Source organism: Streptomyces sp. bgisy130 (assembly GCF_057708345.1).
Genome location: NZ_JBYISA010000024.1, coordinates 56,257 through 82,513, shown reverse-complemented (window position 1 = coordinate 82,513; position 26,257 = coordinate 56,257). Strand labels below are relative to the sequence as shown.

Below are 26,257 nucleotides of genomic sequence, written 5' to 3'. Positions count from 1 at the left end.
CCTGTCGTTCTGCATGGCGACCCTGACAGCGATACCCGACACCTTCTGTCCGGATTCCGCGCGCACTGCCCGGCAATCCGTCCACGGGTTACGGATGCGGCGCCCGTACGCTCCCTCCGGCCCGCAGCCGCCCGGTGACCTCCGCCGGTGCGGCCGGCCCGGCCGGTGTGGCGAGGGTGTTCTCCTCGGCGGTGGCGCGGACGCCGCCGGTGGCGTCGAGTCCGCCGACCCCCGGGCTGCCGGCCGCGAGCAGGTACCACTTCCCGGACTTCGCCTGCCAGTGGAGGTCCGCCACCACCTGGGGCCCGAAGCGGCTACAGGCGGCGGTGTTCGCGGCCCGTCCGGCGATCCGCCCGGGGTCGGCCGGGCGCGCGGCGGGCGGCAGGAACCGCAGGGTCACGCTGCCGGGCCCGCGCCAGGTGTCGGCGCGGGTGCACACCCAGGCCGCGCTGCCGCCGTCCTCCGGAAGCTGCTGCCGGGCGAACTCCCAGGTGTTGACGGACCGTACGCCGGCGCCCCGCAGCGACCCGAGCGAGCAGGCCGTACGGGCCCAGTTCCGCAGCGCGGGCGCACCGGTCGCCCCGGTCGGCCCCCCGGCCGGGGCGCCGGCGGCCGGCGGGGGCCCGGAGGTGAGGTGGGCGGGGACGAGATCGTCGAGGTCGGCGACGAGGAAGGCGGTGTCCGGGCCGGCCGCCACGATCCGCGTCGAGGGCCGCAACTGGGCCACCGGCCAGCGCCCGCAGCCGGCGCCGGTCGCGGGCGGGAGCGGGATCCGGTCGGTGACGCCGTCGGGGGCGACATGCAGCCCGTGCGGCGGGGCGGCCGGGGTCAGCAGATCCCGGGTGGTGATCTCGGAGATCCACGGCGCGAGCAGATAGCGCATCCAGCCGTTGCCGCGCCCGATCACCAGCGCGGCGCCGGTCGTCAGATCCGCGGCGTCGACCCGGGCGAAGTGCAGGGTGGGCGTGGCGTCTTCGGGCTCGGCGTAGCGGACCAGGCGCTCCCCGTCGTGCAGGACCACCACCATGACGTTGTCGATCAGGCCCGCGTACAGCAGCTGCGGCGGGTGGTCGGGCGGCCGGGTGGAGGTGCCCGCGGCCGCCCTGATCCGGGTGTCGGGGGGCTGCGCCGCCCAGACCCGCAGCGCCCGTGCCAGCAGCTTGCGGTCGCCGGCCTGCCGGCCGCGGACGGGCCAGGCGGTGAAGTCGACCCGGGAGGTGTCCGCCCACTGCTCGTTGGGGGTGCGCAGCAGCCGGTCCGGGTCCAGCGCCTGCTGCGCGGCGGTCAGGGCCGGTCGGTCCGCCGGCTCGGGCCAGGACCCGGCCACCGCCGCACCGATCGCGAGGACGGCCGCCACCGCGGCCACCACCCGCACCCGCTGCCGGCGGCGCAGCAGATCCGTCGGCCGGGTCTGCACCATGCACGGGTCGAACTCCCCCGAGCCCAGCAGGGCCGCCGCACCGGCCCCGGTCTCCAGGTCCAGCTGCGCGGCCGCCCGCTGCGCCGCGTCCGGTTCCCCGGCCCCGGCCCGCGCCAGCACCGCGCGTGCGGCGTCCTCGTCGAGACCTTCCAGATGCCACAGCCCGAGGGCGGCCCGGACCGCTGCCGGGACGGCGGACAGCGCCTGGTCCAGGGCGAGTTCATCGGCGCCGCCGGCCCGCGGGAACAGCCGCAGCCCCCAGACCAGGGGCAGCGCCGGCAGTACCCGGCCCGGCTGTCCCTCGTAGGCCAGCGCCAGCCGCAGGGCCCGTTGGCGGACCAGGTCGTAGCCGGACTCGGGGGCCGGGCCGCGCTGCGCCGGCAGCCCGCCGTCCGGGCGGCGCAGCCGGGTCCGGGGCAGTGCGCGCTGGACCAGACCGTGTGCGGTCAGGACCCGGCGGTGGCGGCCCATCGACGGGGGCAGTACGAGGTAGGTGAGGCGGACGAGCCGTGGATAGTGCTCGACGATGGCCGCCTCGGCCCGTTCGACATCGGCCCGGGTGCGTTCGTCCATGGGCATGGCCTGGAACAGCCCTTCGCGAAATGAGGGATATGCGGTCGTTGTCCGTTGCACGCCTTCCAACGAGTGATTCTTGGGACGGTCACAAGACGGATCACCGACCGGGGTGAGCGAGCCGCGGTCCGAACACCCCGTCACCCTTCCGGTCGGCGCGTCATCATTCCGGATAACGACCCCGTCGCATCCGGGGGACTCCGCATGCGACGGGCGCCGGCAGGGCAGATGCTGGAGCGGTGATGGACGAGACGGAGTTCTGGGAGCTGATCGACGCCTCCCGCGAGGCCGCTGAGGGCGATCCCGAGGAGCAGGCCGACGCACTGGTCGAGCGGCTGCTCGCGCTCGACCCGGACGCCGTCGTGGACTTCGCCCGCCACTTCGAGGCCCGCTACAACCGGGCGTACTCCTGGGATCTGTGGGCCGCCGCCTCGGTGATGCTGGGCGGCGCCAGCGACGATGCCTTCGACTACTTCCGCTGCTGGCTGATCGGCCAGGGCCGGGAGGTCTTCGAGGGTGCGCTGCACGACCCGGACCAGCTCGCCGAGCTGGTGGACGACTTCGACGAGTCGGTGGACGGGGACGCCGAGGAGCTGGGCTACGCGGCCGACGAGGCGTACGAGCAGCTGACCGGCGGGGTGATGCCGGACCTGGAGCTGCCCCCGCCGCCCCGCGAACCGCTCGGCGCCTACCTCGACTTCGACGACGAGCGGACCATGGCGGAGCGCTTCCCCACCCTCTGGGACCGCTTCAAGCCATAGGGCGCGCGGGCCGGGGGGCACGGCATCCGGGCCCGGATGCCGGCACCGGTCCGCCACTGCGGGCAGTATGGGCCCATGCGGATCGCGATCACCGGCTCGACCGGACTCATCGGCACGGCGCTCGTACGGTCCCTGCGCACGGACGGCCATGACGTCGTCCGGCTCGTACGGCGGGCGCCCAAGGCCGCCGACGAGGTGCGCTGGGACCCCGGGCGCCAGGAGGTCGACACGGCCGGGCTGGCCGGCTGCGAGGCGGTGGTCCATCTGGCCGGCGCCGGGGTCGGCGACCACCGCTGGACGGCCGCCTACAAGCAGGAGATCCGGGACAGCCGGGTGCTGGGCACCCGCACGCTCGCCACGGCCCTGGCCGCCATGGACACCCCGCCGCGGGTCCTCGTGTGCGGCAGCGCGATCGGCTACTACGGCGACACCGGCGACCGGCGCACGGACGAGAGCGCGCCGGCCGGCCACGGATTCCTGCCGGAGGTCTGTGTGGCCTGGGAGGACGCCGCGAAGTCGGCCCAGGACGCGGGTATCCGGACCGTCTTCGCGCGCACCGGGCTGGTCGTGGCGCACTCCGGCGGCGCCTGGGGCCGGCTCTTCCCGGTCTTCCGGCTCGGTCTGGGCGGGCGGCTCGGCGACGGCAGCCAGTACTGGAGCTTCATCTCCCTGGACGACCACATCGCGGCGCTGCGCCATCTCCTCGACACCGCGGACCTGGCCGGGCCGGTCAACCTCACGGCCCCGGAGCCGGTCACCAACCGCGAGGTCACCGCCGTGATGGGCAAGGTGCTGAACCGGCCGACGCTGTTCCCCGTCCCGGCGCCGGTGCTGCGGATCGCCCTCGGCGAGTTCGCCGGTGATGTGCTGGGCAGCCAGCGGGTCGTCCCGAAGCGGCTGCTGGACTCCGGGTTCACTTTCCGCCATCCCGGCATCATGGACGCGGTCCGGGCCGCCGCGTAGGGCGCCCGTCTTCCGGTCCTGGCCAGGCCCCTCCCGGCCGCCCCGGCGGGCCCGGCCAGGGGCGTTCCGGTGCGCCCCCGGCCGCCCCTGACACCCGGGCAGCAGCCTCCCTGGGCCTCCCTGGTGCCACCTCACACCCACGACTCGGCATCTCTCGCAGCTGTACCGGGCATGACACTCGGTGCCGCCATTTGGGACCGACCTCGGGAGGGGCAAGTGCTGCGCACCGCATCGGCCGTGGACGTCGTCATCGTGGGAGCCGGCCCGGCCGGTCTCGCCGCCGCCCGCCATCTGACCGGCGTAGGGGTGTCGGTCACCGTCCTGGAGGCCGCGCCACGGATCGGCGGCCGGTCCGTCACCGACCATCTCGACGGCTTCCGGCTGGACCGCTGCGGCCGGCCGCTGGCCGTCTCCGCCGCCGAGCTGCGCCGTACGCCGGGACTCGGCGAGCTGACCCTGCGTCCGTTCGCCGCCGGTCTGAGCCTCCACAACGGCCAGCGGACGCAGCGCATCAGCGCCTCCCGGAGCACGAGAGGCGCCCTTGCCGCGGCCCGCGCCCTCTCCCGCGCCGACCGCCGTACGGAGCGCCGGACGGACCGTCAGGCGGGCCGCCAGACAGGCCGTCAGGCGGGCCGTCTCGCCGACCGGCGGGCCGTCCAGGACACGGACCGCCGTACGGACCGGAGCACCGACCGCACCGCCGTCACCCCCGTCGCTCCCCCCGCCTCCGCCCCCCACGCCCCACCCGCCGACCGGCCGATCCGCGACGTCCTGGCGGGCCGCCCCGCCTTCCCGCCCCGCACCCATGACGCGCTGCTGCGGCCCCTGCTGGGCGCGCTGCTGTGCGATCCGCAGCTGCGCGGCTCCAGCCGGGGTGCCGCGGCGGCGCTGCGCGCCTACGCGGAGGGCCGGTTGTGGCTGCCGGCCGGCGGCGCCGCGGCCGTCCCCGAACTGCTCGCCGCCGCCCTGCCACCCGGCACGGTCCGTACGTCCGTGCAGGTCACCGCCGTCTCCACCACCGGCGTCAGCACCGCGGAGCACGGCCATATCCCGTGCCGGGCGGTGCTGGTGGCGACCGGCGCGCGGGAGGCGGCCGAACTGCTGCCGGGACTGCGGGTGCCCGCCTTCCACCCGGTGACCGTCCTGCACCACTCCGTGGCGGTGGCCCCCGGGGGCCGCGGCGCGGCGGCCCGCGACACGACGCTGATCCTGCCGACGGACGGCCCGGTCGCGTACACCTACGCGGCCGGTGCGATCGACCCGTCCCGTACGCCGCCGGGCCGGTCCCTGATCACCACGGCCGTGCTCGGGGCCGCGGCGGCGCTGCCGCTGTCCGTCCTGGACCGGACGGTCCGGCCCCAGCTCGACCGGATCTACGGTGCGCACACCGAGGACCGGCAGCTGCTGACCGCCCATCACACCCCGTACGCGGTGCCCGCGATGCCCGCCCCGTACGACCCGGAGCGCACGGTGCGGGTGCTCGCCGGGCTCTATGTGTGCGGCGACCACCGCGACACCAGCACGCTCCAGGGCGCCCTGAACTCGGGACGGCGCGCGGCCCGCGCCGTCCTCCAGGACTTCGGCCTGCCCGGCCTCACGACGGAACCGGACACCCTGCCCACGGCGGCCTGACCCCCGGGAGGCCGGGTCCGGGTCACCCCAGCGCCGCCACCCGCTCCTGGTACCCCCGGACCGCCGCCGCGTCCCGGTACGGCTCCAGGCGGCGCTCGAATTCCCGGACGTACTCATGGGCCCGTACGGACCGCATCTCGGACGCCTGGAGCGCCGCCTCGGCACCCAGCGTGCAGGCCTGCTCCAGCTCGCCCAGGCCCAGCCGCGCGGTCGCCAGCACCACCCGGCAGAAGAGCCGGCTGCGGGCGAAGCCGGCCGCCCGCAGCTGGAGGGAGCGTTCGGCGTGCTGGGAGGCCGCGCGGTACTGCTGGAGATCGCGGTGGCAGTGCGCCAGTTCGTCGGCGAGCTGTGCTTCGTCGAAGAAGCGCGCCCAGTACGGGGTGTCGTCGCCGGGGCGCACGGTCTCCAGCGCCCGCTCGGCACGGGCCAGCGCCGCGGTGCAGGCCCGGACCTCGCCCAGCACCCCGTGGCCGCGGGCCTCCGCGGAGTGCAGCAGCGCCTGCACCGTGGGCGGTGCGCTGCTGCCGATGCCCTGCTGGGCGACGCGCGCCAGCTGGACGGCCTCCCTGCCGTGTCCCAGATAGACGGCCTGCCGGCTCATCGTCACCAGGACGTAGGACCCGTACGCCCGGTCGCCGGCGGCCTGGGCCAGCCGCAGGGCCTGGACGAAGTACCGCTGCGCCAGCCCGTGGGCCGCGATGTCGTACGAGGTCCAGCCCGCCAGCCGGGTCAGATCGGCGGCGGCGGCGAACAGCCGGCGGCCGGTGGCCTCGCCGTAGGTGCCGCGCAGCATCGGCTCGGCCTCGTGCTCCAGATAGCGCACCAGGGCCTGCCGGGCGTGGCCGCCGCCGTAGGCGTGGTCCAGCGCCCGGAACAGTTCGCCCACCGAGCGCAGCGCCGCGATGTCGCCGGAGGTGACCCGGGAGCCCTGGGTGCGGTCGACCCGGTCGGTGCGGCGCTGGCGCGGCACCCCGGCGGGCCGGCCGCCCTGTGCGGGCACCCGGCCGACGCCCTCGGGGGCGCTCTCGCCGCGGGCCACGCGCTCGTCGGCCCGGCCGATCAGCCAGTCCCGGCTGGGCACCACGAGCCCGGCCGGGGTGAACGCGATCTTGCGGAGCTCGGCGTGGCTGCCGGAGTCCTTGCGCCACAGGCCGCTGACGATGTCCACCGCCTCGCTGGGGGTCGCGGCGAACTCCAGCCCGGCGTAGACCGGCGCACAGGCGTCCAGGCCGAGGTCCTGGGCGGACAGCCGGCGCCCCAGCCGGCGGGTGAACACCTCCGCGATCAGCGCCGGGGTGGTGCCTCTGGGCTGCTGGCCGCGCAGCCAGCGGGTCACCGACGTCTTGTCGTAACGGAGGTCGAGGCCGTGCTCGATGCCCAGCTGATCGACGCGTCTGGCCAGCCCGGCATTGGAGAATCCGGCCTCGGCGATGAGCGCGGCCAGCTGGCGGTTGGGCGTGTGGTGCGGGGGTCGTTCCGTCATCAGCTTTACCGGTCTCCTGCCTTCCGGGCCGCACTGCCGGGTTCGGCGGACCCTGTCCGGCATGCTCATCGCCCTTGTGGAACGGCGTGAATGTAACGGCCTTCGGCGGCCCGATCCTGGCCTGTGACCCGCGTTCATCCGATCGTGTGAGCAGGGACGTACCGGCCGGGACCCCCGGCCGCCTGCGGGGACCGGAGCCGGCGGCCGTACAGTGGCATGGGCGCGAAGTGGCATCAACGTTGCAGCGAAGTGCAACGAAGGTTCGAAGAGGAGCTGCCGTGACTGCGATCTCTCGGGGGGAGACCCCCGTACCCGAGGGGCTGCGCTTTGTGCATCTGGGCTTCGGCGCCGACGCCGTGGACTACGAATCCGCCTGGCAGGAGCAGCGCCGGGTGCACGCCGCCCGGTTCGCCGACGAGGTCCCCGACACCTGCCTGCTGCTGGAACACCAGGCCGTCTACACCGCGGGGCGGCGGACGTCCGACGACGAGCGGCCGCTGGACGGGACCCCGGTCGTCGACGTGGACCGCGGCGGGAAGATCACCTGGCACGGGCCCGGCCAGCTGGTCGGCTACCCCATCCAGAAATTGCCGCGTCCGGTTGACGTCGTGGCCCATGTCCGCCGCCTCGAAGACGCCCTGATCCGGGTCTGCGCCGAGTTCGGCGTCGAGGGCACCCGGGTCGAGGGCCGCAGCGGGGTGTGGGTGCTGGGCGACCCGGTCGAGGAGCGGGCGGCCCTGGGCGGGCTGAACCTCGACTTCGACCCGCGGGTCACGGACGAGCTGTTCGACCCGCGGCTGAACGGCCCGGAGTACGCGCCGTCCAACGCCGGCCAGCGCCGTGAGGACCGCAAGCTCGCCGCGATCGGCATCCGCGTCGCCAAGGGCGTCACGATGCACGGTTTCGCGCTGAACGTGAACCCGGACAACACCTCGTTCGACAAGATCGTGCCCTGCGGCATCCGGGACGCCGGCGTCGCCTCGCTGGCCAACGAGCTCGGCCGCGAGATCACCATCGCCGATGTGCTGCCCGTGGCCGAGAAGCATCTGCGGGACGTCCTCGAAGGCGCCGAACTGCTCCCCCGCGCGGTCTGAACGGCAGGACACCGGTCATGCACCCCGGAGACCGCAGGGAATGCACCCCCGCCATACGGGGTTGCACCGCGCGTAAAGACGTGCGAATCAACGGGCGTACCCTGGTGTACGCCGAAGAAACGAAGTCGTAGGGAGCCGGTCGTGTCCGCAGTCGCACCCGACGGACGCAAGATGTTGCGCCTGGAGGTCCGGAACAGCCAGACCCCCATCGAGCGCAAGCCCGAGTGGATCAAGACCCGGGCGAAGATGGGTCCCGAGTACAACCACCTCCAGGGCCTGGTCAAGAGCGAGGGCCTGCACACGGTCTGCCAGGAGGCGGGCTGTCCCAACATCTTCGAATGCTGGGAGGACCGCGAGGCGACCTTCCTCATCGGTGGTGACCAGTGCACCCGCCGCTGTGACTTCTGCCAGATCGACACCGGCAAGCCGCAGGAGCTGGACCGCGACGAGCCCCGCCGGGTCGCCGAGTCCGTGCAGACCATGGGCCTGAAGTACGCCACGATCACCGGCGTCGCGCGCGACGACCTGGAGGACGGCGGCGCCTGGCTCTACGCCGAGACGGTCCGGCAGATCCACGCCGCGATGCCCGACACCGGCGTCGAGCTGCTGATCCCCGACTTCAACGCGGTCCCCGAGCAGCTCGCCGAGGTCTTCTCCTCCCGCCCGGAGGTGCTGGCCCACAACGTCGAGACGGTCCCGCGGATCTTCAAGCGGATCCGTCCCGGCTTCCGCTACGAGCGCTCGCTGGAGGTCATCTCCAAGTCCCGCGAGGCCGGTCTGGTCACCAAGTCGAACCTCATCCTGGGCATGGGCGAGGAGCGCGAGGAGATCAGCCAGGCGCTTCAGGACCTGTACGACGCGGGCTGCGAGCTGATCACGATCACCCAGTACCTGCGCCCGACCGTGCGCCACCACCCCATCGACCGCTGGGTCAAGCCGGCCGAGTTCGTGGAGCTTCAGGAAGAGGCCGAGGAGATCGGCTACGCGGGTGTCATGTCCGGCCCGCTGGTCCGCTCCTCCTACCGCGCCGGCCGCCTTTACCAGCAGGCCATGGACCGGCGCGAGGCCGAGACGCCCAGTCAGGCGGTTTGACGCTCCCGGCGCGCCTTCTTGTGAAACGTGGCACATGCTGAGGACGCGGCCCGCACTCCCCCAGGACGGGGGGCGTGGGGGCCGCGTCAACGTTTCATTGGTGTTTGACCGGCAGGTCATCCGTTGGTAACACCTTTCGGTGACGATGGATGCACGCACCGCTCCCGCACCTACCCCTGCTTCTCCGAACAGATCAGAGGGAGTCACCACCATGCAGGCCGCGCCGCTCCGCGCCACCACCGCCACCGCCCCCGCCCTCCCGCTCCCCTCGGTCACCGGCGCCCTGCGTGCCGTCGAGGCCGTGCTGATGCGTGGCGGCCAGCGCACCGCCCGTCGTAACGCCTGGACGTCGGTCCTGGAGGACCGCCGCCGCGCCAAGGACCGCCACGAGGCCGAGTACGTACTGGAGGCCGCGGCGACCAGCCGTCCGCACGCCACGTAAACTTCGCTGTATGGCGAGGAAGGCAAACTCAGACGGCGCTGCCGGCGCTGAGAACACCGGGCGGCTGAAGCAGATCGCCCTGACCTACAAGATGACCCGTCGGGTCGACTCCAAGGTCGGTCTAGTCGTCGCTGGTGTAGGCATCGTCGTATTCGGCGTTCTCCTTGCCATCGGCTTCGCGATCGGCCACCCCATCTACGCGGGGATCCTGGGCTTCGTCCTGGCCTTCCTCGCGATGGCGATCGTCTTCGGACGCCGCGCCGAGCGAGCCGCCTTCGGGCAGATGGAGGGCCAGCCCGGTGCGGCGGCCGCCGTGCTGGACAACGTCGGCCGCGGCTGGACGGTCACCCCCGCGGTGGCCATGAACCGCAGCCAGGACGTGGTCCACCGCGCCGTCGGCAAGGCCGGCATCGTGCTGGTCGGCGAGGGCAACCCGAACCGGCTCCGCGGCCTGCTGGCCGCCGAGAAGAAGCGGATGGCGCGCACCGTCGCCGACGCCCCGGTCCACGACATCATCGTGGGCGACGACGAGGGCCAGGTGCCGCTGAAGAAGCTCCGTACGACGCTGCTGAAGCTGCCGCGCGTGCTCCCCGGCGCCCAGGTGACGGCCGTCAACGACCGGCTCAAGGCGCTGGGCGACCTGATGAGCAACATGCCGGTCCCGAAGGGCCCCATGCCGAAGGGCATGCGGATGCCCAAGGGCGGCGGCAAGATGCGCTGACCGCCCGCCGGACCGACATCAGACCGCACGACGACGCCCCGGAGCCTTGAGCTCCGGGGCGTTTCGTATGCGGTGGGGGCGCCTGGGGCGCCGGCGGTCGTCAGCCGACCCGCGACTCCCGGACCGTCACAGACGGACCTGTACGGCACGTGTGAGGCGATCGTGCAGCCCCCGGCCGTCCCGGTCCCACACCACCGCCGGAATGACCACCACCAGCAGCACCGTGCGCAGCACGACCCGCGGCAGCGAGATCCGGCCACCGTCCTCGGAGATCACCCGCAGGCCCAGCAGCCGCTTGCCCGGCGTGAAGCCGACCGTGCCGACGGTCAGCACGCTGAGCACCGCGAAGACCACCAGCGCCCAGTTGCTCGCCGCCTGCGCTTTTCCGCCGCTGAGCAGGCCGTACGCGATGAGCAGGCACAGCGCCCAGTCGATGAAGAGCGCGGCGAAGCGCCGCCCGGGGCGGGCGATCGAGCCCGGCCCCTCCTCCGGCAGCCCCAGTTGCTGCCCGCGGTATCCGAACTCGACACCCATGTCCTCGGCTGCCGAGCGGGGCCCGGAGATCCACGATCCGATTGCTCGCCTGTTGTCCACCCGACCACGGTACTGCGACCGCATACGTTCGCTTCGCGGAGGTCCGGCCAGGACGCGGGGACCGCGGTCCGCACGGGCCGGGCGCGACGGGCGGCCGGGAAGGGGGCAGGGCGGCCAGGCGGGCCCCCGGCCGGGGCGGCCGCAGCGGCCGCCCGGAACATCCCTCTTTGGCGCACACTGGGAGGTAAGTGCGGCCGCCGCCGGTTAACCTCGGCGAAACAAATGGGTCATGCTTGGGAAATCCCGCCTGCCTATGGTCGGGCATCGCGCCACCGCAACAGGGTCGCGTTCCGAGTAGCAATCCCGCGTCCGCCGACCGGTGACCGGGCTAGGAGGAGTTGGATGTTCCAGAACGGCGACGAGGCCAAGAAGTACATCGCGGACGAAGACGTGAAGTTCATCGACGTCAGGTTCTGCGACCTGCCCGGTGTGATGCAGCACTTCACGATCCCGGCGAAGGCGTTCGACCCGGCCGAGGAACTCGCCTTCGACGGCTCCTCGATCCGCGGCTTCCAGGCCATCCACGAGTCGGACATGGCGCTGCGCGCGGACCTGTCGACGGCCCGTGTGGACCCGTTCCGCCGCGACAAGACCGTCAACATCAACTTCTTCATCCACGACCCGATCACGGGCGAGCAGTACAGCCGTGACCCGCGCAACATCGCCAAGAAGGCCGAGGCCTACCTCGCCTCCACCGGCATCGCGGACACCGCCTTCTTCGGCCCCGAGGCGGAGTTCTACGTCTTCGACAACGTCCGTTTCGAGACGAAGTCGAACGAGTCCTTCTACCACATCGACTCCGAGGCGGGTGCCTGGAACACCGGCTCGGTGGAGAACAACCGCGGCTACAAGGTCCGGTACAAGGGCGGCTACTTCCCGGCCCCGCCGGTCGACCACTTCGCCGACCTGCGTGCCGAGATCTCCCTGGAGCTGGAGGCGGCCGGCCTGGAGGTCGAGCGCCAGCACCACGAGGTCGGCACGGCCGGCCAGGCGGAGATCAACTACAAGTTCAACACGCTGCTCGCCGCCGCCGACGACCTGATGCTCTTCAAGTACATCGTGAAGAACGTCGCCTGGCGCAACGGCAAGACCGCGACCTTCATGCCCAAGCCGATCTTCGGTGACAACGGCTCCGGCATGCACGTCCACCAGTCCCTGTGGCAGGGTGGCGCGCCCCTCTTCTACGACGAGCAGGGCTACGCGGGCCTCTCGGACACCGCCCGCTACTACATCGGCGGCATCCTCAAGCACGCCCCGTCGCTGCTGGCCTTCACCAACCCGACGGTGAACTCCTACCACCGCCTGGTCCCCGGCTTCGAGGCCCCGGTCAACCTGGTCTACTCCCAGCGCAACCGCTCCGCGGCCATGCGTATCCCGATCACGGGCTCGAACCCCAAGGCCAAGCGCGTCGAGTTCCGCGCCCCGGACCCGTCCTCGAACCCGTACCTCGCCTTCTCCGCCCTCCTCCTCGCGGGCCTGGACGGCGTCAAGAACAAGATCGAGCCGGCCGAGCCGATCGACAAGGACCTCTACGAGCTCGCCCCCGAGGAGCACGCGGGCGTCCCCCAGGTCCCGACCTCCCTCCCGGCCGTCCTCGACGCCCTCGAGGCCGACAACGAGTACCTCCAGCAGGGCGGCGTCTTCACCTCCGACCTGATCGAAACCTGGATCGACTACAAGCGCACCAACGAAATCGCCCCGATCCAGCTGCGTCCGCACCCGCATGAGTTTGAGCTTTACTACGACATCTAAGGAGCATGGTCGGCCGACCTGGGCAGAAGCCCTGGAAACATGCTGTGACCTGTGAAAACTATTCTCAGTAGTTCTCACTGTCACCGTTTGCTTTCCGCCCCCTTGTGCACCGAGTGTGCACCGGACCGGCCGATTCGCTGACTTGATGTCAGGAACGACAGCGAGGGCCGCTACCCCACAAGGGGTAGCGGCCCTCGCTGGCTTGTCCAGCTCTCTGTACGGCAGCAGCCTTCTTCGCTTCCTAAGCGCTGTCCGGCGATGACCGCGGCTCCGAGCACGGAGCTGTCTGAAGGTCTGGCGACATGCTCAGCCGGTGGCTCATGGAGTGTGCAGGGATCGGGCGAAGTCGGCGAGCGTGTGGAAGTCGTCCTCGCGTAGACCGATCCGCGGGTTGACGTGGTGCAGAAGCCCGGCCCCGCGGTGGTGGGTGGTCACGTACGCCTGGTCCAGATCGCTCTGTTCGTCGTCCACCCAGGCGAAAGGGCGGCCGTTGGCGTAGTTCACCACGGGACCGGACTTCCAGTGGACCCCGTCGGGGCGTTCTTGGAACAAGGCGTCGCCGAAGTCAATGAAAGGGAGTTCGGGAAGGCCGAGCACCGGGGCGATCCACCGGTTGGCATCGGCCATCCATGTGGTGGCCCAGCACAGCTCGTAGCCGAGCCGGAGCAGGGACTGCCCGTGCTCCGGGTTGAGCCAGACCCGCAAGGGGCGCCGCCGGGTCGAGGGTCCTCCGTGTTCCTCTCGGGTTTCGCCGTCCTGGGGGACTCTGAGTGTCGTGTAGCCGGCGGGACGCTTCTCCGGCTTGGCCGCATAGGGGTTGAGTGGCCCGTCCACGTCGAGGAACAGCAGTGGTCGGCTCACATTTCCCCCGGTCTCGTTCATGATCGGTCGCCCCCGTGAAAGCGTAGCTTCAGCGATCGCAAGCTGGTCACCGCTCTCCGGCGCGAGGGGGCAGATCCGGTGTGTAGGGGCCGGCCCTGGAGCCTGTCGTTGGAGGATCGGGGGTCACAGCCTGAGGCCGAGGTAACGGCATGGCACCCGCGATCAGTACCTCAACAGGGCAAGTCCTACTGGTGCGTTGTGCTGCGCGGACCCTTCACCGATATCGGCAGCCACACCTCGCACAGCGTGGAAGGATGACCCTCATGCTCAACGGGACGCTAGGGAGACTGGCGCGGAAGCGACGCGAGGCCGCCGACAAAGAGATCAACAAACTTGTGGAAAGCGTGCAACGACTTGATCTGAATTGCACAGTGCCCCTACGCGTCCGACTCGCCCTGAGAGCACACGAGCGCACTCAGAGGAGAGGCTCGCTGATAGCGACGCTTCATGGCTTTGTTGCTGGCGCGTGGTGGCCGATGCCTGTCATTCTTTTGCTCGACACGAGGCCCGGATCAATGCGGGACTTGGCGGGGAAACTAACAAGCGCGGCAGTCCACACCATTACGCACACCACCGATCCGAGCGTTACCGTATCTGAGCTCCTGCGAATCATACTGTGCGCAATTTTCCTCGCTGCATTCTACGGAGCGATTTCCCTTGCCCCCACAATCCTTGGCGTTCGCGTCGGATTAGGATTCGCTGGCTTTCCAACCCCCGGACGGAAAAACGTCCTGATTTATCGCCGCTCCCTCTTGACGTACTACTGTTCGGACGCGCTTGTCGCATGTGCGGTCGCGATCAATAAGCGGGGAGAGAGGCGCATTGAAGCATTGCAGAAGGTTGGCTCGGAACTGCGCTATGTCCACACCAACCTACGCACGGTTCACCGTTTCACGAAGGGCTTTGCGCGACGCGGGCGACGGAAATCCGTAAAAATGCATGCCCTTCGAGTTTCGGGTTATCTGGCAAAGCTTGAAGAGTCAACGGAAGAGATGACCGACTCCGATTTGAAGGAGCTTGGGCGAACACTCCTGCATGTTGCCGAAAAATGTGCTGATGGGGATTTCGGGAACCTCGTAAATGAGGAGCTCATTGCGGACGTAGCAGTCCCGGACCGTGAATCCGCTCGACTAACTTTGACGGCCCTGACAGCAATTGCAGTTGCCGCCACTACGCTTTACACGATTGACGCCTTCAAATTGCCATCTAGCCTGGAGGGCATCGCCGTGTCCGGCTCCGTACTGCTGACGGCAGGTGTCAGCTACGGGAGAAAGGCACTTCAAAAGATCGATCAAATTCGCGGGATAACTGGCCAATGATGCGGAGTCACTGCTCGTATGCCCAGGCCCGCCCGGTCTGCCTGTACTCCTCCACCGGGATCGGCTCGACACCGGCCCTCATGCGGGCGGTGTACAGCAACCCTGCCAGGTGGTCAATCTCATGGTGGATGAGGCGGGCGAGACCGCGGTCGTACACGGTGGTCACAGCCTTGCCGGTCAGGGCCGTGGTCTCCACGGTGATCTTCAGGGGGCGAGGTACGAGGCCGCGGACATCGAAGAAGCTCAGACAGCCCTCGTGCTGCTCGTCCATCTCCTCGGAGCAGGTGGTGATTCGGGGGTTGAGCAGAGTGATGGCAGGTACGTCGCCGGGCGGCTGGACTACCGCCACGGCGCGCCCGATACCGATCTGCGGGGCCGCGATACCCATGCCCTTGGCGAAGGGGTGGACCTGACCGACCCGTTCCATCGCGGCGAAGAGCTCGTCCGTGATGCGTTCTGCCTCGTCGCCTTCGGCGGGCAGGTCGAAGGCGCGGGCCGGTTCGGTGAGGATACCGGCACCGTGTTGGACGACGCCGAGGTCTCGCATCTGCTGGCTGGGCCGCACGTCAATCACCTGAACTCCCCTTGATCTGAGTCGCGTTCGGTCCGTGCCCGAAACCGCCACTCCAGACGGTACCGAGCGTGCAGGGCGGGCGTAGTAGTGATCCACGTGAATTGCCGTACTTCACCGTCGTCGCTGCGGACGGGAGGGGTTCGCAGCGGGGAGGCTTCGGCGGTCATGGAAGTCTCGGTGCCCCACACGACGGGGTCGAGGGTGGCAGGGAAGGCGAGCTGGACTTCGAGTTGTTCGGTGGGCAGGCGGACGGCTCGCTGGAACCAGTTGCCCCATTTGTCGTCACCGACTGTGTAGGCGTACTCGATCCACACGGACTCGCCGGGGTAGAGGGGGAAGCGGCCGTGTTCGTTGTCGAACAGCAGCCACACCTCCTTGAAGGCGTCGCGGTCGTGTTTGGCCTGCCACCGCATCGCCTCGCCGCGGCAGGTGGCGGTGAGGTCGAGTTCCTCCCAGGTCAGCGGGTGGGCTCGGTAGTGCGCGTTCGATTGCTCAGGGTCGCCGGGGTAGCGGTCCACGGAGATTCGGATCAGGTAGCGGGTCACCGGCTCCTCGCCTGTGTTACGCAGCCGTCGGCGCATGGTCAGCCGGTACGAGGTGCCGTCGTACTGGAGCCGTGCCGCGTCGTGTTCGACGACGAGGGCCGATCCGGTCGCATATGGCTGTTCGGGCCCGCGCTGGGCGGGCGGTGCCGCCGGCCGCCGGTTACGAGCTTTTGCCTGCTCGTAGTCGCACCAGCGTCTCCAGATCGCCTTCCCAGCGTTCAGTGCCTCGTCGGCGAGACGTGAGAACTCCTCGCTGGGCTTGTGGCGGCCCGACTCCACGTGGCTGACGTAGGACGGGTCGAAGCCCATGGCCAGCGCCAACGCCCTCTTGGACATGCCGCGTACTTCCCGCCAGCGCGCTACCTCGGCCGCGTAGTCCTCGGCCGCCTGCTCGGCGGTGATCTCCTCGCCCTGCGCTTCCATCGAAGCCCCACGTCATCGTTGGTGAGCATGAATGAACCGTGAGTGATCCCAGTTCACCATCCCGTCACGGTCTGCGTCGCCGCTTTCCTTCCCTTACTGGCCCGGATCGACCCCGGGCGGATGAAGGAGGCGAAGCACCATGCGCGTGCTGTACTTGCTCAACATCTCCAACCCCGACCGGCTTTCGGCCGACTCAGGGTGGATCTTCGCGGACCTGCTCGCCCCAGCGCTGGCGGATGCCGGAGCGGAGGTGACGGTCGCGGCCCCGGCTCCGGCCGGGGATGCACGCTGCGGATTCCATCAGACGAAGGTGCCGGGGACGAAGTACCGGGCCCGCTTCTCCGCGGACATCGACGAGCTGGTGGCGCTGATCCGGGCGGAGAAGCCCGACGTGGTCGTGGCCAACCAGATCGAGGAGGCCCCGGCGATCCGCACGGCCTTACTGGAGGCCGGATCCAACGCCCTACTGGCCGGCTACTGCCACTACCTGCCGTTCTCCTTCACGGGCGGCGGCCAGCTCCAACTCGACCCGTCCCTGAACGACGCGGCGCTCGGACGGCCGGTACTGCTGGCGTTCGCTGCCGGACTGGCCGCCTGTGACCGGGTGCTGGTCCACTCCTCCACGGCCGCGTCCTGGGTGTCGGCGGCAGCCGCCCGGACCACTCTGGACCTCGGCGGGAAGCTGCGAGTGGTGCCCGCCCCGCGTGACGAGCGTCTGGTACGCGACCCCGCCACCACGCAGCCCACTTCCGGCGTCGAGGCGATCGGCGTCTACAACCACCGGCTGTACGCGCACTACGGCACCGGGCAGTTCGTGGACCTGGCCCGCGGCCTGGCCGCGTCCGGCACCGTCAGGCTGCGGGTCATGGACCTGTTCGGCCAGCGCCGGGCGGAACGCAAGGGCCTGGACGACAGCCCCGAGAAGATGCGTGACCAACTCGCCGCCCTGCCGCATGTGCAGGTCGTCTCCGACCGGGGCGATCGCGTCCGCTACAAGGAACTCCTGGCCGGCGCGCACTTCGGCATCGCCCCGTTCCGGCCGGGCTGCCCCTGGTCAATGAGCGTGATCGATTGCCAGGGCATGGGCCTTCCGGTCATCTCGCCCCGCCTTGGCTGGCTCGCCGAGCACATCGACCCCGAGCTGTGCTTCACCACCACGGCCGACGCCGTCGCCTTGGCCGAACGGCTCGCCACGGACCCCGAATTCCATGCCCTGCACGCCAAGCGGGCCCACGCCTCCACCGCCGACTTCACCCCCGCCCTGATCGCGGCCCGCTACCTGGAGGCCGTCTCGTGAACAGCTACGACGCGGTTCTCCTCTCGTACGACGAGCCGATGGCCACCTCTCTGCACTCCCGGCTCCAGCGCACGCTCGGCGGCGCGGTCAAGCGCCTGCATGGCGTACACGGGATGCGCCGGGCCTACCGTCTGTGTGCCGAGGTCGTCGACCGCGAGCAGTTCTTCCTCGCCGACGGAGACTTCGCCATCGACACCGGCTTCGACCCCGCGACGGTGGAGCCCCTGGACGAGGGCGCGTCGATGCGGGTGTGGCGGGCGGACAACCCGGTCAACGGTCTGACCTACGGCTACGGCGGGCTCAAGCTCATCCGCCGCAGTGCCCTGCGCGCGATGGGCGAGGCCATGGACGTGCTCGCCGCCCTGCCCGGACGGATCGAGTTCGCCCAGCAGACCGCGGGGATCACGAGGTTCAACCAGAGCCCCTTCCACGCGTGGAAGGCCGGTTTCCGCGAGTGCGCGATGCTCGCCCGCGGCAGCGAGTACGGGATGGCCGACGACGACGCCCGCCGGCGGGTGGAGGCGTGGACGACCAGTCACAGTGGCGGCTTCGCCGCCTACGCGGCCGCCGGAGCCCAAGATGGCGTCGCTTTCGCCCGCGAAGCCGCCTGCGCCCCGCAGCGGTTCGGCCATCTAAACGACCCTGCCTGGCTGCGGGCAAGGTTCACCACCGCCCACGGAGACCAGGCGGTGGCCGGATGACCGGCCCGCTCGTGCTCATCGAGCCGTACGCGAACCGCCTGGGCGGGCATCATCAGCGCACGCTGGTGGCCCTCGCCAGGGTCCGACCCGGCAGCCTGGTCATCGCCCCGCACGGGATTGCCACCGAGACGGTCGGCGCCCTGCGTGAGGCGGGGGCCCGATTGGTCACCGGGCCGTCCGGGCACCAGGCGCGCGTGCTGCTGGCCGCCTCCCGGCTGGCAGCCAGCATCTCCGCGGCCGGACAGCGATTGCTCCGGTCGCGCAGCTGGCCCCGCCGGATGCGGCGGTTGCCGCACCAGGTCACCCTCATCGCCCGCTGCCTCACCGAAGGGGCAGCGTTGCGGACCGCGCGTCGTCTGGAGCCCCGGGCCGACGCGGTGGTGATCCTGACCGCCAGCGAGGCTCTGCACGGAGCTGCCGCCCTCCTGGGCGACCAGCCGCACCTGCGGTTCGTCCACGAGGCGGTCACCGACGAGGACGCCGTCGTGCGGCTGCTCGGCCGACTCGCCCGCCGGGGCGAAGGGCGAGTGATCGCGGTGTATCCGACACAGGCCGTGGCTGACCAGTTCGCCGCGGCCTTCCCCCGCCTGCCCGCCGTGCTCGGCGGTTTCGCGGTCGACGACGGCCACCGCCTGACCGCAGGCGAACGCGAGGGCGGCCGTGCCGCGTTCGACGTCCCCTCCTCCGAGGCCGTGGTGTGCCTGGTGGGCGGGTGGTGGCCCTACAAGGACATCGCCGTCATCGACGCCGCCCTGTCCCGGCTCAAGGAGCCCCTGCACCTGGTGGTCACCGGTTTCCCCCTTGACGAAGCACTCCTCCAGCGGTGGCGGGCCCAACCCGGCCTGCGGGTGCACACCCTGCCCGGCCCGGTCAGCGAAGCCGTACTGCGGCTTGTGTACGCGGCTGCCGACGCCGCCCTGGTCACCCGCCACCGCGGGACCGGCAAGGAGTCGGGGCTCGTCATGGATGCCGCCCGCCTCGGGGTTCCCCTCATCGTCTCCGACCACGACCCCGCCCTCACCGCGCGTCTTCGCAGCCGGCCCTGGGCCCTGACGTTCCCCGCCGGCGACCCGGCCGCCCTCGCCGAAGCCCTGCATACCGTCATCCGCCAGCCACCTCCGCTGCCCGGCCCCGAAGCTCCCGGCCTGCTGGGGATGCGGTCGGCCGCCGAGCAGGTCGGCTTCCTCACCCGAACCTTCGCCTCACTGTGTACGAAGGAGTCCCGATGCTGAGCACCTCTCCCGCGCTGATCGCCGTCGTCGGCCCCGTAGAACCCGCGCTGCTGGCCGCCTGGGTCCGCCACTACCGGTGGCTGGGTGTCGAGCGATACCTGATCGCCTTCCACTTCCCCGAGCACGTGCCCGACCAGCAGCGGCACGAACTCCAGGCCGCCAGCCGCGAACTGGGCATCATCCCCACCGGCACCAGCACCGGCCCGTGGCACGAGCGCACCAACACCCAGCTCAGAGACGCCCTGCGGCACCGGGCCGGCCCGGGCTGGCACCTGCTCGCCGACGCTGACGAGTTCCAGCAGTACCCCGCCCCACTGGGTGAGGTGATCGCCCAGGCCGAGAAGTCCGGGCACCGCGTGGTGGGCGGCCTGATGCTCGACCGGATCTCCGTAAGCGGGCGCCTGACCGGCTGGCGGCCCGAAGGCGGACTGGACCTCGCCTATCCCCTTGGCGGGCACCTCACCCACCGACTCCTTCACGGAGACCCGCGCAAGATCGTGCTCGCCCGCCACGATGTCACCGTGGCGGGCGGCAACCACAGGGCCCCCGGGCAGCGTCCGGATGCCGACCGCATCTGCGCGGTTCACCACTTCAAGTGGCGCTCGGGCGTCCTGGACGACCTCCGCCGCCGGGTCAAGCACTTCTCGACCGGCACATGGCAGGAAGAGACCCCGGCCGTGCGCGACGAGGCCGGCCGCCTCCTGTCGCACGTCGGCCGGCACGGCGGCGTGATCAACACCAGCGATCCGCGGTTCGCCTTCCGGCGGGTGAGCCTGGACCGCATGCCGTTCAACTGGCCCAGCGAGGCCCGCAGCATCGTCACGGCCTGGCGACCGCACGTCGCGCACCAGCCAGAATTGGAGACAATGAAGGCGCCCACGCACAGCTCCTCGTGGAAGGGATGACCGCGTGCCGCTCGCCGTTCTCCTGGCCGGCATTACCGGCTCCGGGAAGACCACCGTCGCCCAAGCCCTGACCGACCACGGCTACACGCGACGGTCCGTGGACGAGGAGGTGCACCGCCTCCACGGCCGATACGGCGTGGACTATCCCGAGCACACCTACTTCGAGCGCGAACGGCCCGTGGTCGAGGCGGTCCGGGCACGGTTCGTCAAGGAGCTGGAGGCCGGGAACGACGTCGTCCTGGACCACGGGCTGTGGCGGCGCGCCGAGCGCGACGCCTGGCAGCAGGCCGCCCGCGAAGCGGGCGGCCACCCGGTCGTGGTCTACCTCCCTGCCAGCAGGGAAGAGCTGCTTGGACGCCTCGCCGAGCGCAACCAGCGCGAGGACGCCAACGCTCTCACCGTCACCCCCGAAGCCCTCGACGACTTCTTCGCCCGATTCGACCTCCCGGCCAACGATGAAGAGGTCATCGTCTACACCGGAGACCTGGACGCACTCGTGGTGTCGCTGTCTTCGGTCAGGCACAGGCAGGGCTGAAGCAGGCCCGCTCACGGCTCGATGTCAGCGACCTTGGCGTGGTCCGCCACGCGCTTGGCGTTGGCTGCGATCGAGTGCACGCTCGGCGGCAACCTCGCTCAGGAGTTGACGGGTATTGTTGCCGGCGGTCTCGGCCCGGGCGAGCGTGGTGGTGAGGGCGGGCCAGACACGGCACCTGTTCGCCTCCCCGGCGATCAACGAGGGTGTCGACGTCTACGCCCTTTCCGATCTACTCGGGCACGAGGATCCCGCCTTCACACTGCGCCGCTATGTGCACCGAGCGACGGAGCGGTCGAGAAGGCACGCAGGGCGAGCGGCCAGCGATATCGAGCCGCTGCATAGCTTCTTCTCCGTCTGATTCCGTTCCACAAGCAAGACGGTTAGGACAAAGTAACCCCTACTGGCCGGACATGCCCGACGATGGGTCGGGACCGTGATCAAGAGTGCAGAGACGAGGGGTATGACATGCGCGTTGAGGTTCGCGTCGAGTCAGCAGACAACGAACTCCGTTCGTTGCTCAACTGGCTTCGCAACGACCCTGACACCAGGCGTTCAGCTGCACTGGAGATGCGCGAGCAGCCCCCTCAGGAAGGCCAGATGGGGACCGTGGCCGACGTCTTGCAACTGGTCACGGAGAACGGATGGAACGCTGCGAACTTCGTGCTGGCGCTTGCCGCCTGGAAGCGGACTCGTCCGCGAGCCTCACGTGTCACGGTCCGGCGAGATGACCTTGTCGACGCCCTTACCGATTGCAGCGAGGAACAGATCGCACGCCTCGTCCACCTCCTTCAGGAAGAGCAAGGCGGGGGCACGGAGGGCGCGGGGCGTTGAGCGTGCTACCAGATCCTGGGGCCTCGAAGGCGGTACTGATCGGGACGAGCACGTACGACTTCCTTGAGGACCTCCCTGCTGTTTCCAACAACCTCAACTCCCTTGCGGAAGCGCTCTGCGGACCCAAGTCTTGGCACCTTCGTCAGGACAATTGCACCGTCCTCGCCAACCCGGTCAGCGCTGAAGCCGCGATGGATGCCCTACGGAACGCCACCGCGACGGCCCGAGACACGTTGCTCGTGTACTACGCGGGGCACGGGCTGGTCGACCCCGAAGGCGAGCTCTACCTGGGGCTTCCTCGCTCCAGACAGCAGCGGGTGGAGACGGGGATTCCGTACAACTGGCTCCGTAGGGCGCTTCTAGAGGGGCAAGCGGAGCGCACTGTCGTCGTACTCGACTGCTGCTACGGCGGCCTTGCCCTCGGAATGATGGGGCCCTCAGATCTGGCTGCCCAGGCCGACGTGGAAGGGACCTACCTGCTGGCCGCAGCTTCGGAGACTCGTCAGGCACTCGCCCCACCTGGGGAGACCCACACAGCATTCACGGGAGAGCTGCTCAGCATCTTGGCTACCGGGATTGCAGGCGGCCCCGAGAAGCTGCATCTGGACTCCGTGTTCCGGCAGTTGCGTACAGCCCTGACAGCGAAAGGCCGTCCTGTTCCACAAGGACGAGGTCGCAACAGCAATGGGCGACTCGCACTCGGCTGGAACCCCGCCTTCAGCCGGACTCCACTCGCGCGTGAGGCGAGAGGCAGCCAGGCTGAGCACCGATTGCGGCCGGACCCTGCAGCTGTCCGGACCGTTGAAGGCTTCTTCTCCGCATTGGGGCATGTGCGCGCAGTGAGTGGACTGACGCACGCCGCCGTCAGCCTCAACTCCGGCGGAGAAATCGCCGCCGGAACAGTCAGCAGCCTCCTCAATCGCAAGGACCTGCCCAAGACGTGGAAGACGACGGGGATCTATCTGACCGCCTGCGGTGTACCGGACGAGCAGGTCGACGGCTGGAAAGACGCCTGGGAGCGCCTTCGGGCGCAGGCGCTCACCAGCGAGTCCACAGGCCCGGCGGCGGATCGCGACCGAGCCCGCGGCAGCCGCGGTGCATCCGTGTGGGCAAGAGTCGTCCGCCGCCGCAAAAGTCGCCACGACGCTTGAGCCGGGCACGCAGGACTCTGCGGGGCTAACGAGCCGGAGACGCTGTCTCTGAATGCGCCGTTCGCTGCGGGCCAGGCGTCGACTTGCTGTCTTCGCCGCCGAAGAGAGTATTCCAAGCGGCGATCAGTACGAGCGCGCCGACCGCGAACATCCAGAGGGCCGGCTTCTTGGCTCGGCTGGAGGCACTCGACGGCCTCACGTAGTGCCCCGCCCGGTAGTAACCCTTCCTGCTCTGCGCCACTGTTCCAACACCCCCGATTTAAGTGCACTGCATGTCAGCTGTGGAGTGTGGCAGAGGGCTAAGTCCGTCCTCCGGCACCTCGGAAACAGCGGCCGGATCTGATCGGCAAATGACGCTCACCACATGCTTCCCGCCAGCACGCCCCGCAGACAGTTCCCCTTGCCCGGTGTCGCCTCCGGCATGTGCACCGGATGTGCACACGCCCGCCCATCCGGAAGGCGTTTGCACAGGTCAGAAGGGTCTCCAACCTCTACTACGACATCTGAGCCGCGGATTCCGCGCGAAGGCCGCCACCCCGCTCCGGGGTGGCGGCCTTCGCCGTGAGGACCACAAACGGGCGAGCAGGCTACGCCGCGGGCGGCTCGGGCATGCGCCAGATGATGTGGAACCGCTCGGCGTCGGGAAGCCCGAGCGGGGCCACCGGGCTGATCTGCTTACGTCCCCCCGGCCCCAATAGCCGTCAGCCCCTTCTCCGTAGGTCCGTAGACCTGGTTGTTGTCGGCCCAGAAGGCTACGGGGGAGGTCCAGGAGGCGGTGCTGCCGGCGAATTCGTAGGTCCAGCGGGCTTTTCCGGTTTCGGGGTCGAGGGCCCAGAGTTGGGATTGGGCCCAGAGGTAGGTGGTGTGGGTGGTGGGCTGGAGGGCCAGGACTCCGGTGCGGAGCATGGGGAGGGAGCCTGCCCAGTGGATGGCGCCGGTTTTGGCGTCGAAGGCGTGGAGAATGACGTGGCCCTGGTAGTCGGGGCCGGCGGCGTAGACGGTGGAGCCGTCCGGGGAGGCTGCCATGGCGTGGATGGTCACACGGTCGGGAGAGTGCCATGCCTCCTGGCCGTTCGTCGCGTCGACGGCGTAGAGGCGGTCGGAGAGGTAGAGGAAGCGGCCGCCGGCGGAGCAGTGGGGGCCGTCGTGCCAGGAGACGGTGAAGATGTTGCTCTCGTGGCCTGAGGTCTGGCCGCCTCCGGGGGCGGGCTGTTGCCACTGGACCCTGCCGCGGGCGTGGACGTCCAGTCCGGCGAGTTTCGGGGCGCTCCGGTCGGGGTTGCTGGTCATCCACAGCAGGCGGGTACCGGACGACGGGACCTTGAGCGTGGCCTGGCCCAGGGTCGTGTTCTTGAAGGTGGTCTCCCAGCGGAGTTTTCCGGTCGCCGGATCCACGGCCCAGATGAAGCCCTGCTGGGCGAACAGCGCCGACCCCCTCGACGGGTCGGAGCCCAGCTTCGAGAGTTCGGAGCGCAGCTTCGACATGTCGCCGGACAGGCGGCTCTTCGACATCGTGCCGGTGACGTAGACGGTGTCGTCGAGCATTCCCGGCACCCACGCGGTGGCCACGCCGGTCTCCGGGCTGCCGAGGGTCCAGGCGACCTTGCCGGTGTCGAGGTCCACGGCCCGCAGCACCGTGGCCGGTTCCGGCAGCCAGCGCGTGCGGCCCGGCATCTTCGTCTGGCCGATCGCGAACGCCATGCCGTGGCCGACGACGACGGGGCTGCCGCCCATGCCGGCGACGGCCGGCTGGGACGAGGCGTTGGACTGTGGTCCCCACCGGGGGCGGCCCGCGCGGTCGAAGGCCCAGAGGTGCTTGCCGCTGACCGCGACGACCGTCCCGTCCGCGCCCGTTACGTGCGTCAGGGGTTCGGTGAGGGGGGCCGTCCACCGCGGGGTGGCGACGCGGCGGGTGCCGAGCGGGCGGGCGGGGTTCTTGAGGGAGGGGGAGGTTGAGGTCTTGCCGCCGGTGCGGTCCCAGAGGGAGAGGGCGAGTGTGGTGCCGCCGCCGGCCAGTGCGACGGTTCCGCCGGCCAGGCCGAGGAGGAGCTTGCGGCGGCCGAGGAGGGGGGTGGACGGGGTGGAGGGGGTGGAGGGTCCGGGGGTGGGGGCCGGGAGCCCGGGGGTTGGGGCCGGGGGCGCGTCCGGGAAGTCCGGCACCGGGCCGTACGGGGGTTGCGGGGTTCCTGGCGCGGGAGGCTGCCCGGCGAGCGGGGAGGCGGGGCCGGGCAGGAGTTGGGTGGCTGCTGTCGGTCCGGCGTCAGCAGCGTCAGCGGCGTTGGGTGGGGCAGGCAGAGGAGGCAGGAGTTGAGTGGCCGCTGTCGCTCCGGCATCAGCAGCGTCCGACGAGGCGGCCAGAGGAGGCAGGAGTTGAGTGCCCGCCGTCGCCCCACCATCAGCAGCATCCGGCAAGGCGGGCATACGCTGCGTCGGGCCCACCGCGGGTGGCCGGGTCGGGGTCATGACCGCAGAGGCTTCTTCGATCGCGGCGATCAGGGCCGGGGGCAGCCAGGCGCCGGGGGTCGCCAACTCCGCGTCGCGTTCGATGAATTCGATGAGCTGACGTGGTGTTGGGCGGTCGGCGGCGTTCTTTGCGAGGCAGGCTGCGACCATCAGGCGCAGGCTGTCCGGGACCGTGGACAGGTCGGGTTCGTCGAACACCACCCGTTTCAGGACGTCCGGGACCCGGCCCTCGCCGAACGGGCTCGCGCCGGAGGCGGCGAAGACGAGGGTGGCGCCGAGCGAGAACATATCGCTCGCCGGGGAGAGCGGTTCGCCGTTTCCCTGCTCGGGGGACATGTAGGCGGGCGTGCCGAGGACCACGCCGGTGGTCGTCAGCGCCGTCCCCTCGGCGGCCCGGGCGATGCCGAAGTCGATGACGTACGGCCCGTCGAGGGCCAGCAGGACGTTCGCGGGTTTCAGGTCGCGGTGCGTGAGCCGGGCGGCGTGGATGTTCACCAGGGCCTCGGCGACGCCGGCCGTCAGGGCCCGCAGCGCGGTCTCCGGGAGCGGGCCGCCGATCTCCACCGCGCGGTGCAGGGAGATGCCCGGGACGAAGGCGGTCGCCATCCACGGCACGGTGGCGTCCGGGTCCGCGTCGACCACCGCGGCGGTGAAGGCCCCGGACGCGGCCCGCGCCGCCGACACCTCGGCTCGGAACCGGGCGCGGAAGCCGGTGTCGCCGGCCAGTTCCGGGCGGATCAGTTTCACCGCGACCGTGCGGCCGCCGGCCGACCGCCCGAGGTAGACCGAGCCCATGCCGCCCGATCCCAGGCGGCCCAGAAGGGTGTAGGGGCCGACCCGAAGCGGGTCCGAGGGGTCCAACGGCTCCATTT

24 protein-coding genes and 1 pseudogene are annotated in these 26,257 nt (G+C 70.5%); 18 read left to right on the top strand and 7 right to left on the bottom strand.

Annotated elements, in window-relative coordinates; translation table 11 throughout:
• Nucleotides 1–88 precede the first annotated feature (88 nt).
• A complete protein-coding gene (locus AC3EUV_RS26740) occupies nucleotides 89–1,993 on the bottom strand; it encodes a hypothetical protein (protein WP_435604056.1) in 1,905 nt (634 codons plus the stop codon).
• Nucleotides 1,994–2,235: 242 nt separating this feature from the next.
• Here AC3EUV_RS26740 and AC3EUV_RS26735 point away from each other — a divergent pair, with 242 nt between their 5' ends.
• From AC3EUV_RS26735 to AC3EUV_RS26725, 3 genes are all read left to right on the top strand, one after another.
• A complete protein-coding gene (locus AC3EUV_RS26735) occupies nucleotides 2,236–2,754 on the top strand; it encodes a DUF4240 domain-containing protein (protein WP_432146508.1) in 519 nt (172 codons plus the stop codon).
• 75 nt (nucleotides 2,755–2,829) lie between these two features.
• The gene (locus tag AC3EUV_RS26730; protein WP_432146509.1) at nucleotides 2,830–3,717 is read left to right on the top strand and encodes a TIGR01777 family oxidoreductase; all 888 of its coding nucleotides are present in this window, start codon (nucleotides 2,830–2,832) and stop codon (nucleotides 3,715–3,717) included.
• 216 nt (nucleotides 3,718–3,933) lie between these two features.
• The gene (locus AC3EUV_RS26725; protein WP_435604055.1) at nucleotides 3,934–5,349 is read left to right on the top strand and encodes an FAD-dependent oxidoreductase; all 1,416 of its coding nucleotides are present in this window, start codon (nucleotides 3,934–3,936) and stop codon (nucleotides 5,347–5,349) included.
• 22 nt (nucleotides 5,350–5,371) lie between these two features.
• On the opposite strand, the gene AC3EUV_RS26720 is transcribed toward AC3EUV_RS26725, so the two are convergent.
• Nucleotides 5,372–6,832 (bottom strand): NsdA family TPR-like regulatory protein, encoded by a 1,461-nt coding sequence (locus AC3EUV_RS26720; protein WP_432146511.1) that lies wholly within the window; start codon nucleotides 6,830–6,832, stop codon nucleotides 5,372–5,374.
• Between the two features lie 278 nt (nucleotides 6,833–7,110).
• Between AC3EUV_RS26720 and lipB the strand changes: the two genes are divergently transcribed.
• The 4 genes from lipB to AC3EUV_RS26700 all read left to right on the top strand — a co-directional run bounded on the left by lipB (nucleotide 7,111) and on the right by AC3EUV_RS26700 (nucleotide 10,181).
• Nucleotides 7,111–7,926, top strand: a complete 816-nt coding sequence (lipB, locus tag AC3EUV_RS26715; protein WP_432146512.1) for a lipoyl(octanoyl) transferase LipB — start codon at nucleotides 7,111–7,113, stop codon at nucleotides 7,924–7,926.
• Between the two features lie 141 nt (nucleotides 7,927–8,067).
• Entirely contained in the window at nucleotides 8,068–9,018 is a 951-nt protein-coding gene (gene lipA / locus AC3EUV_RS26710) for a lipoyl synthase (RefSeq protein WP_432146513.1), read from the top strand.
• A gap of 211 nt (nucleotides 9,019–9,229) precedes the next feature.
• Nucleotides 9,230–9,460 (top strand): SCO2195 family GlnR-regulated protein, encoded by a 231-nt coding sequence (locus AC3EUV_RS26705; RefSeq protein WP_432146514.1) that lies wholly within the window; start codon nucleotides 9,230–9,232, stop codon nucleotides 9,458–9,460.
• A gap of 10 nt (nucleotides 9,461–9,470) precedes the next feature.
• Nucleotides 9,471–10,181: a DUF4191 domain-containing protein gene (locus AC3EUV_RS26700; protein ID WP_432146515.1), complete on the top strand. Its 711-nt coding sequence runs from the start codon at nucleotides 9,471–9,473 to the stop codon at nucleotides 10,179–10,181.
• A gap of 126 nt (nucleotides 10,182–10,307) precedes the next feature.
• On the opposite strand, the gene AC3EUV_RS26695 is transcribed toward AC3EUV_RS26700, so the two are convergent.
• A complete protein-coding gene (locus AC3EUV_RS26695) occupies nucleotides 10,308–10,775 on the bottom strand; it encodes an RDD family protein (protein WP_432146516.1) in 468 nt (155 codons plus the stop codon).
• A 342-nt stretch (nucleotides 10,776–11,117) separates the two neighbouring features.
• On the opposite strand from AC3EUV_RS26695, the gene glnA reads away from it, so the two are divergent.
• Nucleotides 11,118–12,527, top strand: a complete 1,410-nt coding sequence (gene glnA, locus AC3EUV_RS26690; RefSeq protein ID WP_435604054.1) for a type I glutamate--ammonia ligase — start codon at nucleotides 11,118–11,120, stop codon at nucleotides 12,525–12,527.
• 318 nt (nucleotides 12,528–12,845) lie between these two features.
• Here glnA and AC3EUV_RS26685 read toward each other — a convergent pair whose 3' ends face one another.
• The gene (locus tag AC3EUV_RS26685) at nucleotides 12,846–13,388 is read right to left on the bottom strand and encodes a hypothetical protein (RefSeq protein WP_435604076.1); all 543 of its coding nucleotides are present in this window, start codon (nucleotides 13,386–13,388) and stop codon (nucleotides 12,846–12,848) included.
• Nucleotides 13,389–13,448: 60 nt separating this feature from the next.
• On the opposite strand from AC3EUV_RS26685, the pseudogene AC3EUV_RS26680 reads away from it, so the two are divergent.
• Nucleotides 13,449–13,529 (top strand): annotated as a pseudogene (locus AC3EUV_RS26680) (IS5/IS1182 family transposase); the annotation flags it as partial.
• 134 nt (nucleotides 13,530–13,663) lie between these two features.
• Nucleotides 13,664–14,728: a hypothetical protein gene (locus tag AC3EUV_RS26675; protein ID WP_435604053.1), complete on the top strand. Its 1,065-nt coding sequence runs from the start codon at nucleotides 13,664–13,666 to the stop codon at nucleotides 14,726–14,728.
• Between the two features lie 7 nt (nucleotides 14,729–14,735).
• Here the strand turns inward: AC3EUV_RS26675 and AC3EUV_RS26670 are convergent, their stop codons facing one another.
• The gene (locus tag AC3EUV_RS26670) at nucleotides 14,736–15,302 is read right to left on the bottom strand and encodes a peptide deformylase (protein ID WP_435604052.1); all 567 of its coding nucleotides are present in this window, start codon (nucleotides 15,300–15,302) and stop codon (nucleotides 14,736–14,738) included.
• Complete coding sequence (locus tag AC3EUV_RS26665) at nucleotides 15,299–16,270, bottom strand: helix-turn-helix domain-containing protein (RefSeq protein WP_435604051.1); 972 nt, start codon at nucleotides 16,268–16,270, stop codon at nucleotides 15,299–15,301. Before AC3EUV_RS26665 ends, AC3EUV_RS26670 begins: the two co-directional genes overlap by 4 nt.
• A gap of 139 nt (nucleotides 16,271–16,409) precedes the next feature.
• Between AC3EUV_RS26665 and AC3EUV_RS26660 the strand changes: the two genes are divergently transcribed.
• The 8 genes from AC3EUV_RS26660 (at nucleotide 16,410) to AC3EUV_RS26625 (ending at nucleotide 22,922) form a co-directional block, all read left to right on the top strand.
• Nucleotides 16,410–17,567 (top strand): glycosyltransferase, encoded by a 1,158-nt coding sequence (locus AC3EUV_RS26660; protein WP_435604050.1) that lies wholly within the window; start codon nucleotides 16,410–16,412, stop codon nucleotides 17,565–17,567.
• Entirely contained in the window at nucleotides 17,564–18,268 is a 705-nt protein-coding gene (locus AC3EUV_RS26655; protein WP_435604049.1) for a hypothetical protein, read from the top strand. The genes AC3EUV_RS26660 and AC3EUV_RS26655 overlap by 4 nt, the downstream gene beginning before the upstream one ends.
• Complete coding sequence (locus tag AC3EUV_RS26650) at nucleotides 18,265–19,500, top strand: glycosyltransferase (protein WP_435604048.1); 1,236 nt, start codon at nucleotides 18,265–18,267, stop codon at nucleotides 19,498–19,500. Before AC3EUV_RS26655 ends, AC3EUV_RS26650 begins: the two co-directional genes overlap by 4 nt.
• A complete protein-coding gene (locus AC3EUV_RS26645; protein ID WP_435604047.1) occupies nucleotides 19,494–20,405 on the top strand; it encodes a glycosyltransferase family protein in 912 nt (303 codons plus the stop codon). Before AC3EUV_RS26650 ends, AC3EUV_RS26645 begins: the two co-directional genes overlap by 7 nt.
• A gap of 4 nt (nucleotides 20,406–20,409) precedes the next feature.
• Complete coding sequence (locus AC3EUV_RS26640) at nucleotides 20,410–20,940, top strand: P-loop nucleotide/nucleoside kinase family protein (protein WP_435604046.1); 531 nt, start codon at nucleotides 20,410–20,412, stop codon at nucleotides 20,938–20,940.
• Nucleotides 20,941–21,085: 145 nt separating this feature from the next.
• Nucleotides 21,086–21,298: a tyrosine-type recombinase/integrase gene (locus AC3EUV_RS26635; RefSeq protein WP_435604075.1), complete on the top strand. Its 213-nt coding sequence runs from the start codon at nucleotides 21,086–21,088 to the stop codon at nucleotides 21,296–21,298.
• Nucleotides 21,299–21,405: 107 nt separating this feature from the next.
• On the top strand, nucleotides 21,406–21,771 hold the full coding sequence (locus AC3EUV_RS26630; RefSeq protein WP_435604045.1) for an effector-associated constant component EACC1: 366 nt from the start codon (nucleotides 21,406–21,408) through the stop codon (nucleotides 21,769–21,771).
• 2 nt (nucleotides 21,772–21,773) lie between these two features.
• A complete protein-coding gene (locus AC3EUV_RS26625; protein WP_435604074.1) occupies nucleotides 21,774–22,922 on the top strand; it encodes a caspase family protein in 1,149 nt (382 codons plus the stop codon).
• A 675-nt stretch (nucleotides 22,923–23,597) separates the two neighbouring features.
• On the opposite strand, the gene AC3EUV_RS26620 is transcribed toward AC3EUV_RS26625, so the two are convergent.
• On the bottom strand, nucleotides 23,598–26,255 hold the full coding sequence (locus AC3EUV_RS26620; RefSeq protein ID WP_435604044.1) for a protein kinase domain-containing protein: 2,658 nt from the start codon (nucleotides 26,253–26,255) through the stop codon (nucleotides 23,598–23,600).
• Between the last annotated feature and the right edge of the window lie 2 nt (nucleotides 26,256–26,257).